This is a genomic window from Hyphomicrobium sp., assembly GCF_035572195.1.
In the GTDB taxonomy this organism is placed as follows: domain Bacteria; phylum Pseudomonadota; class Alphaproteobacteria; order Rhizobiales; family Hyphomicrobiaceae; genus Hyphomicrobium_B.
Window position 1 is genome coordinate 1 of record NZ_DATNBA010000070.1, and the last position, 8,783, is coordinate 8,783.

The window sequence follows — 8,783 nt, forward strand, 5'->3', positions numbered from 1 at the left end:
CTTCGCCAGACGCTCGATTTCCTCGCGCTCGATGGCCATCGCGCGCTCGTCCTTCTCGACGCCGTGGCGATTGAAGACGCGCACTTCGACGATGGTGCCCGAGACGCCGGGCGGCAAGCGGAGCGAGGTGTCACGAACGTCGGAGGCCTTCTCGCCGAAGATGGCGCGCAGAAGCTTTTCTTCCGGCGTCATTGGGCTTTCGCCCTTCGGCGTGATCTTGCCGACGAGAATGTCGCCAGGATGCACTTCGGCGCCGATGTAGACGATGCCCGCTTCGTCGAGGTTCTTCAGCGCCTCTTCCGAAACGTTCGGAATATCGCGAGTGATTTCTTCCGGTCCGAGCTTGGTATCCCGCGCCATCACCTCGAATTCTTCGATGTGGATGGAAGTGAACACGTCCTCTGAAACGACGCGCTCGTTCATCAAAATCGAGTCTTCGAAGTTGTAGCCCATCCACGGCATGAACGCGACGAGCACGTTCTTGCCGAGCGCCAGTTCGCCGAACTCCGTCGACGGACCGTCGGCGATGATATCGCCGGCACGCACAGTGTCGCCGACGTTGATCAACGGCCGCTGGTTGATGCAGGTGTTCTGGTTCGAGCGCTGGAACTTGCGCAGACGATAAATGTCGACGCCCGGCTTCGATGGATCCTGCTCTTCCGTTGCGCGGATGACGATACGGGTTGCATCGACCTGATCGACGACGCCGGTCCGGCGTGCGGCGATGGCCGCGCCCGAATCCTGCGCGACGCGCTCTTCCATGCCGGTGCCGACCAGCGGCGCTTCCGCCTTGATCAGCGGTACCGCCTGGCGTTGCATGTTCGAACCCATCAGCGCCCGGTTCGCGTCGTCATTCTCGAGGAACGGGATCAGAGCCGCAGCCACCGAAACGAGCTGCTTCGGCGACACGTCGATGTAATCGACCTTGTCGATCGGCACGAGCATCACGTCGCCGTTATGACGAACGGTAACGAGATCTTCGGTGAGCTTCCCCTTAGCATCGACGACGGCGTTCGCCTGGGCGACGTGGTGGCGCATTTCCTCCATTGCGGAGAGGTAGGCGACATCGTTCGTCACTCTGCCGTTCACGACCTTGCGATATGGGCTCTCGATGAAGCCATACTTGTTGACCCGAGCGAATGTCGCGAGCGAGTTGATAAGGCCGATGTTCGGGCCTTCCGGCGTCTCGATCGGGCAGATGCGGCCGTAGTGCGTCGGATGCACGTCGCGCACTTCGAAACCGGCGCGCTCGCGCGTCAAACCACCCGGTCCAAGCGCCGAGAGACGGCGTTTGTGGGTGATTTCGGACAACGGATTCGTCTGGTCCATGAACTGCGAGAGCTGCGATGATCCGAAGAATTCGCGGACCGCCGCTGCTGCCGGCTTGGCATTGATCAAGTCCTGCGGCATCACCGTGTCGATCTCGACCGACGACATGCGCTCCTTGATGGCGCGCTCCATGCGCAGCAAACCGACGCGATACTGATTTTCCATCAGCTCGCCGACGGAGCGAACGCGACGGTTGCCGAGATGATCGATGTCGTCGATCTCGCCCTTGCCGTCGCGCAAATCGACAAGCGTCTTCACGACCGCGAGGATGTCCTCACGGCGAAGCACGCGCATCGTATCCGGCGCGTCGAGTTCGAGACGCATGTTCATTTTCACGCGGCCGACGGCCGAGAGATCGAACCGCTCGGAATCGAAGAACAGGCCCTGGAACAATGCGGTCGCCGCCTCGATCGTCGGCGGCTCGCCCGGACGCATCACCCGGTAGATGTCCATCAGCGCTTCTTGCTGATTGGCGTTCTTGTCGATGTTGAGCGTATTGCGGATGAAGGCGCCGACATTGATGTAGTCGATGTCGAGGATGTGGAATTCCTTGACCTTTTGTCCCTTCAGCTCCGTGAGCAGGTCGGCATCGAGCTCATCGCCGGCTTCGGCGAAAATCTTGCCCGTTTCGAGATCGACGATGTCTTCCGCGATGAAGCGGCCGGCGAGATCTTCCGCCGAAATCAGGATTTCCTTGACACCGCTGTCGCCGATTTCGCGAGCCCGCCGCGCCGTGATCTTTTCGGTTGCCCGCGCGATCACTTCGCCGGTCTTGGCATCGGCGATATCCGATTGCGGCGTGACGCCACGGAACTTGTCGGCGAAGTACGGCATCTTCCAGCCGCGCTTCGATTCCTTGATCGGGATGTGCTTATAGAAGTGCGCCAGGATTTCCTCGTCGTCGAGGCCCAGCGCATACAGCATCGTCGTCACCGGCAGCTTGCGGCGGCGATCGATACGCACATAGACGTTGTCCTTGGCGTCGAATTCGAAATCGAGCCACGAACCGCGATAGGGAATGATGCGGGCGGCGAACAACAGCTTGCCCGACGAATGCGTCTTGCCGCGGTCATGATCGAAGAAGACGCCCGGCGAGCGGTGCATCTGCGAAACGATTACGCGCTCGGTGCCGTTGATGATGAACGTGCCGTTCAACGTCATCAGCGGCATGTCGCCCATATAGACGTCTTGTTCTTTGACGTCCTTGATCGACTTGGAGCCCGTCTCCTCGTTCACATCGAACACGATCAGGCGCAGCTTCACCTTCAGCGGCGCCGCATACGTCATGTCGCGCTGCATGCACTCATCAACGTCGAATTTCGGCGGCTCGAACTCATAACTGACGAATTCGAGTGTCGATTTACCGGCGAAATCGGAGATCGGGAACACACCCTTGAAAACCGACTGCAAACCAAAGTCGTCGAGCCGCCCACCAGGCGGTTCTTTCACCATCAGGAAATCGTCATAAGATGCTTTTTGAACTTCGATGAGGTTCGGCATTTCGGCGACTTCGCCGATCGAACCAAATTGCTTGCGCAGGCGTTTACGGCTTGTGAGGGTTTGAGCCATTTCGGTCCCTTCGACGTTTGCGGGGGCGGCCCGCGATCCAAATGCAACACGCTTCGAGTCCCAGACAGAGCCCGGTCTCTTGAAACGGTTCACCGGAAGGTCCTTTTGAGGTTGCTCGAACCCCAGGACCCTCCGGAAAACCGTTTTACATTTGCGCCCGACGACTCTTGCTGGGAGCCGGCCGCCGGGTGCGGTAGCGTTAGTGGCGCGCCACGACCCCGTTCCGCAGAACCGGTCGCAGCGCGCGCACGAATTACTTCACTTCGACGACGGCGCCCTGATCCTCGAGCTGCTTCTTCAGCTTTGCGGCTTCGTCCTTCGTCACGCCTTCCTTCACGGCCTTGCCGCCGGCCTCGACGAGGTCCTTGGCTTCTTTCAGGCCGAGACCAGTAATGGCGCGGACTTCCTTGATGACGTTGATCTTCTTGTCGCCACCTGACTTCAGAATGACGCTGAACTCCGTCTGCTCTTCAACCGCCGCAGCAGCGGCAGCAGGTGCGGCAACAGCGACTGCGGCCGCAGCCGAGACGCCCCACTTTTCTTCCAGAGCTTTTGCGAGTTCGGCAGCTTCGAGCACCGTCAGGCCCGAGAGATCTTCAACGATCTTGTCGATCTTAGACATATATAGTGTCCTTCCGATTTGAACCTAGGGGTTGAGTTGCAGCACCCCAGTCCTTGGTTTCAGTGCTGCGTTGCGTTCGAGGGCTCGATCAGAACCCCACAACTTGGCTTTGGCGCGCTATGCGGCCTCGCTTTTCGCCGCCTTGGCTTGAATGACACGGGCGAGCTTGGCTCCCGGCTCCTTGATGGTCCGGGCGATTTTCGTCGCCGGAGCATTGAGAAGTCCGATGATTTTGGCTCTGAGTTCATCAAGCGACGGCAGATCGGCGAGCGCTTTCACGCCGTTCGCGTCGAGGATCGTCTTGCCCATCGCGCCGCCGAGGATCACGAGTTTCTCGTTACCCTTGGCATACGTGACGGCAGCCTTGGCCGCGGCAATCGGGTCCTTTGAGAAGGCCAAAATCGTTGGCCCCGTCATCAGTCCCGAGATTCCCTCGGCGTCGGTATCCTTGAGCGCGAGCTGCGCCAGCTTGTTCTTGGCCACCTTCACAGAACCGCCGGCGTCTTTGACGCGCCTGCGGAATTCTGCCGATTGAGCAGCCACCAAGCCGGTGTTGTGGGCAACCACGACCACGCCAGTGTCTTTCAACACGCCGTGGAGATGGTCGATGAGCTCACGTTTCGCGGCTCTATCCACGTCTCGTCTCCTTGCTGCGAGACTTCATTTCCGAAGCCCCGCGGGTTGCACCTTGCCGCCGTCTCCATTGCGGATCGGGCGACACTTGGTCTGTCCTCGTTCCCGTGACGGCTTTCGACCGCGGCACGGTGCTGACCCAGAAGGTTCAAACCGGATCACGAGGCTCTCGCCTCAAATCCGATCCACTTCTGTCTCATGCAGGCTCTCAGAAGAGAGAGACTTAGGTCTGACCGTCGAATCCAACCCGGCGAGCCGGCTCGGCGCTTCGGAAAGACACCCGCAATCTCGGACAGTGCTGAACCGGTGCCCGAAAGCCCCGGTTCAGGGTTTTCCGGGTTACCCCGGAATTCTTGAGAATGTTTAAGTCACAGGCCCCGTCGCAACGCTCGCCGTATCGAGCTTGAGGCCAGGCCCCATCGTCGACGACAACGATACCTTCTTCAAATATGTGCCCTTCGATCCTGTCGGCTTCGCCTTGATGACCGCATCAACGAAAGCCCTGACGTTTTGAACCAGCGCTTCAGCGGTGAAGCTCGCCTTGCCGACGCCCGCATGAACGATGCCGGCCTTCTCGACGCGAAATTCGACCGAACCGCCCTTTGCACCTTTGACGGCGCTCGTGACGTCCATCGTGACCGTTCCGACGCGCGGGTTCGGCATCAGGCCGCGAGGGCCCAAAACCTTACCCAGCCGTCCGACCAAGCCCATCATGTCCGGCGTCGCAATGCAGCGGTCGAAATTGATCGTCCCCTTCGAGACGATCTCGACGAGATCTTCCGCACCGACGATGTCGGCACCAGCAGCCTTCGCTTCTTCGGCCTTGGCGCCCTTCGCGAAAACCGCAACGCGCGCCGTACGGCCGGAGCCGTTCGGCAGATTGCAAACGCCGCGCACCATCTGGTCGGCGTGCTTCGGATCGACGCCAAGATTGACGGCGACTTCGATCGTCTCGTCGAACTTGGCTTTGGCGCGTGCCTTGATGATTTTCACGGCCTCGTCGATCGCATAGGATTTGCCGAGCGGAAGACCCTGCTTGACGGCGAGCATACGTTTGCCGCCGGCTTCGCGCGTTTCCTTGATCGTGTCGGCACTGATTTGAACTTTTTTGTCAGCCATCGGACTACTCCACCACCGTAAGACCCATCGAACGTGCGCTGCCGGCAAGTGTGCGGGCGGCGGCGTCGATGTCGTCGGTGTTCATGTCCTTCAGCTTGCCTTTGGCGATTTCCTTCAACTGCGCGATCGTTACCTGTCCGGCGACGAGACGGCCCGGCTCCTTCGAGCCCGACCCACCCTTGCCGGTCGGCTTCAGTCCGGCGGCCTTCTTGATCAAATACGTAGCGGGCGGTTGACGCATCTCGAACGTGAAGGAGCGGTCGGAGTAGACCGTGATCTTCACCGGAATGGGCGTGCCCTGCTCCAGATCCTTCGTCTTGGCGTTGAAGGATTTGCAGAATTCCATAATGTTGACACCGCGCTGGCCGAGCGCGGGACCGATCGGCGGCGATGGATTCGCCGCGCCTGCCGGCACCTGTAGGTTGATAAAGCCGTCGACTTTCTTCGCCATGGGTTCCCCTTCAGCGTTAGAGCCGCAACGCCTGTGGCGTGAGGCTCAGGGTTAGCGGTCCAGCGGGCCGGTCCTTGCGAACGTCATCGCAATGCAAACCTGCCCTCCCGCACATCTCCGTTTCGGAACGATCGCCCCGCCACGGTTACCGGCGTTTTAGCGCCGGAAATCTCATCACTAATTACGCACCAGTAAAGCTCCAGCGAGGAATGCCCTCAGCTCGCAATCTTCTCGACCTGACCAAACTCGAGTTCGACGGGCGTCGGACGGCCGAAGATGGAAACGGCGACCTTCACGCGTGAACGCTCTTCGTCGACATCCTCGACGACACCGGTGAACGACGCGAACGGCCCGTCGGCCACCTTCACATTCTCGCCGATCTCGAAGGTGATCGTCGGCTTCGGACGCTCAACACCCTCCGTAACCTGCTTGAGGATGCGCATCGCCTCATCCTCAGGGATCGGCATCGGCTTGTTGTCGGCACCGAGAAAACCCGTCACCTTCGGCGTATTCTTGATCATCACGAACGCCGCGTCGGTCATCTTCATCTTGACCAGCACGTAGCCCGGAAGAAATTTCCGCTCGGTCGGAATCTTACGACCGCGCTTGACCTCGACGACCTCTTCGGTCGGTACGACGATCTCTTCGAACAGATTATCGAGTCCGCCGGCCTTCGCGCGCTCACGGATGGCGTCGGCGACCTTGCGTTCGAAATTTGTGTAGGCGTGAACGATGTACCAGCGCGTACCGGTGACCGTCTTTTTATCTTCGCGTTCTTGCGCGACAACCATTCTCAAAGGCCCTCTTGCGCGTCACTCAAGTGGAAATGTGTGAGCTAATTTCAGCTCCCGACCCCCAGGACGAAGCGCACGATGTAGCTCAACGTCTGATCAACGAGCAAAAAGAAAACAGAGGTAATCGCGACCATGATGAGCACCATCAAAGTCGTGATCCACACCTCTTTCCAACTCGGCCAAGTCACCTTCGCGGTTTCTTGCCGAACTTCCTGGATAAAGGTTATAGGATTGAACTTCGCCATCTAACTGCTTTCTGGGCGCAAAATGCGACAACATGCCGCGCCGACGTCGGCTATCGAACCGGGTCGGTCGGCAGATCAAAACTCGGCGAGGCTGGCAGGGGCGGAGGGTCTCGAACCCCCGACCTTCGGTTTTGGAGACCGACGCTCTACCAATTGAGCTACACCCCTAGAACGCGGCACGAGCAAACGCCCAAGCGGCGAACAGCCTCTTTCGGGGCGAGCTTCCTTAACTGAAGTTGGCGGGCTTGTCAGCCCCGTGAGATACCTTTTTTGTCTAGCGGTTGGTTCCGCCCCCGGTCCACGGCCCCGCCCCTTCAGCTGCGTGCTCGCCCGACCGAGGCGAAATGGGCTCGACGATGACAGCCGAGCCGTAGGCCAAAACCTCCGTCACAGCCGCAGCAATCTCGTTGGCGTCATAGCGCATCGCGACCACGGCATTGGCGCCCATGTCGTTGGCGTGCTGGACGAGAAGATCGAACGCTTCCTGCCGCGCGTGCTCGGCGAGTTTGGTATAGACCGTGATATTGCCGCCGAAGAATATCTGGATGGCGGCGCCGAGATTGCCGACGACGCTACGCGAGCGCACCGTCAGGCCGCGGACCATCCCGAGGTGGCGCACGATGCGGTAGCCCTGGATGTCGTTCGTCGTCACTACGAGCATGGCGCCGCGTCTCCCCCTGGCCGGCACCGAGCGCCGGCTCGCTTCATTAGCAGATCAAACTAGCCTTAGATTCTCCGGCTGGCGACCGGTGAAGCGATGAATCGGGGATCTTCACGTAAAGACCTGAACCGGCGGCGGCGGCGGCTCACCAAACCCGGTACACCTGCCCTGTGCCGGCACCCTCGACGCTGCGGCTATAGGCAAGGGCCACCCGCTTTGCCGGTACGGGCTCGAAGCCGCGGAAGTAGGGCCCGTATGTCTCCCACGATTCCGCGAGCACCGTCGGGCTCACGCTGTTGATGCGCATCCCGCGTGGCAGCTCGATCGCGGCGCCTCGCACAAATCCATCGATCGCCGCATTGACGGTGCTGGCGCTTGCTCCTGCCCGGATCGGCTCGTCGCTGAGGATACCGCTCGTCAGCGTGAAAGAACCGCCATCCGCTATGAGGTCACGCGCCGCCAGCACCACGTTAATTTGACCCATGAGCTTATCGTTGAGCCCGATGCGAAACTCGTCCGGCGTCATGGTCGCAAGCGGCCCGAAGTGGACGTTGCCGACAGCCGTCACGACGGCATCAAACGTGCCGATCTTCGCGAATAGCCTTTGAACGCTAGCGGCGTCGAGCACATCGACGGAGAGAACGCTGCGGCTCTTGCCCACCTCGATAATCTCATGCCGCGGGCTCAGTTCTGAAACGATGGCGCGGCCGATTATACCGGTTGCGCCGATAACGACGACCTTCATCGAGCATCCATTCCGCTAGAGAAGTGATGGAGCGGGTGATGGGAATCGAACCCACGTATTCAGCTTGGAAGGCTGCTGCTCTACCATTGAGCTACACCCGCAAGGGCTTCTAAGGCCCGGAAACATTGGTGCTTCTGACACACGTCGCGAGAACATGCAAACGGTCAAAACGTGACAAACGGGCAATTCGGTCACGGTCCTCCCGCGCATCGTTACGCCAGTGCCTGCACCGCATTAATCCCAATCGTCGTTATCGTACTCGGCGAAATGCACGAGGATCATCCGGCCGCCGTCGATCTTCGGAAGCCCGACGAGCCATTCCAGTATTATCGATTGTGGCGTGACCCTGGCCAGCTCGCCCGGGTTACCGTCATACCCCATGCCCCCGAGCGCCAAACGCAAAATAACGCCGTCGATGAAGGCCGACGGCGAGATCAGTTCCGATAGCGTTCGCGGGGTCCGCAATGGGGCCACGACCGCCAATTGATCTGCGCTTGACGCAAGGCCATGCTTGCACTACATGCAAGCTGTGTCGAAACACCCGAAGCCAAAATCGATCGACGAGCGCCTCAGCGAAATCCGCGAACGCTTGAGCGATGCGCGCCGCCTTTCGCG

The 8,783-nt window shown here is 60.0% G+C and carries 10 protein-coding genes and 2 tRNA genes; all 12 read right to left on the reverse strand.

All coding sequences use genetic code 11. The features are described 5' to 3' along the window. On the reverse strand, positions 1-2,898 hold a 2,898-nt coding region (gene rpoB / locus VN623_RS06525), incomplete at its 3' end, for a DNA-directed RNA polymerase subunit beta (protein WP_325569323.1). Positions 2,899-3,151: 253 nt separating this feature from the next. Continuing rightward, complete coding sequence (gene rplL / locus VN623_RS06530; RefSeq protein ID WP_325569325.1) at positions 3,152-3,520, reverse strand: 50S ribosomal protein L7/L12; 369 nt, start codon at positions 3,518-3,520, stop codon at positions 3,152-3,154. Positions 3,521-3,637: 117 nt separating this feature from the next. Then, positions 3,638-4,156, reverse strand: a complete 519-nt coding sequence (rplJ, locus tag VN623_RS06535) for a 50S ribosomal protein L10 (protein WP_325569327.1) — start codon at positions 4,154-4,156, stop codon at positions 3,638-3,640. 360 nt (positions 4,157-4,516) lie between these two features. After that, positions 4,517-5,272, reverse strand: a complete 756-nt coding sequence (gene rplA, locus VN623_RS06540) for a 50S ribosomal protein L1 (protein WP_325569329.1) — start codon at positions 5,270-5,272, stop codon at positions 4,517-4,519. Between the two features lie 4 nt (positions 5,273-5,276). Further along, entirely contained in the window at positions 5,277-5,723 is a 447-nt protein-coding gene (gene rplK, locus VN623_RS06545; RefSeq protein WP_325569331.1) for a 50S ribosomal protein L11, read from the reverse strand. Between the two features lie 215 nt (positions 5,724-5,938). Then, complete coding sequence (nusG, locus tag VN623_RS06550) at positions 5,939-6,514, reverse strand: transcription termination/antitermination protein NusG (RefSeq protein ID WP_325569333.1); 576 nt, start codon at positions 6,512-6,514, stop codon at positions 5,939-5,941. Positions 6,515-6,564: 50 nt separating this feature from the next. Continuing rightward, positions 6,565-6,762 (reverse strand): preprotein translocase subunit SecE, encoded by a 198-nt coding sequence (gene secE / locus VN623_RS06555; protein WP_325569335.1) that lies wholly within the window; start codon positions 6,760-6,762, stop codon positions 6,565-6,567. A 92-nt stretch (positions 6,763-6,854) separates the two neighbouring features. Beyond that, positions 6,855-6,930 (reverse strand) — tRNA-Trp (locus VN623_RS06560). 106 nt (positions 6,931-7,036) lie between these two features. Next, entirely contained in the window at positions 7,037-7,423 is a 387-nt protein-coding gene (locus tag VN623_RS06565; protein ID WP_325569337.1) for a YbjQ family protein, read from the reverse strand. Between the two features lie 145 nt (positions 7,424-7,568). After that, on the reverse strand, positions 7,569-8,168 hold the full coding sequence (locus VN623_RS06570; protein ID WP_325569339.1) for a short chain dehydrogenase: 600 nt from the start codon (positions 8,166-8,168) through the stop codon (positions 7,569-7,571). Positions 8,169-8,195: 27 nt separating this feature from the next. Beyond that, positions 8,196-8,269: transfer RNA gene (locus tag VN623_RS06575), tRNA-Gly, on the reverse strand. Positions 8,270-8,402: 133 nt separating this feature from the next. Further along, the gene (locus VN623_RS06580; protein WP_325569341.1) at positions 8,403-8,633 is read right to left on the reverse strand and encodes a hypothetical protein; all 231 of its coding nucleotides are present in this window, start codon (positions 8,631-8,633) and stop codon (positions 8,403-8,405) included. Positions 8,634-8,783 lie beyond the last annotated feature (150 nt).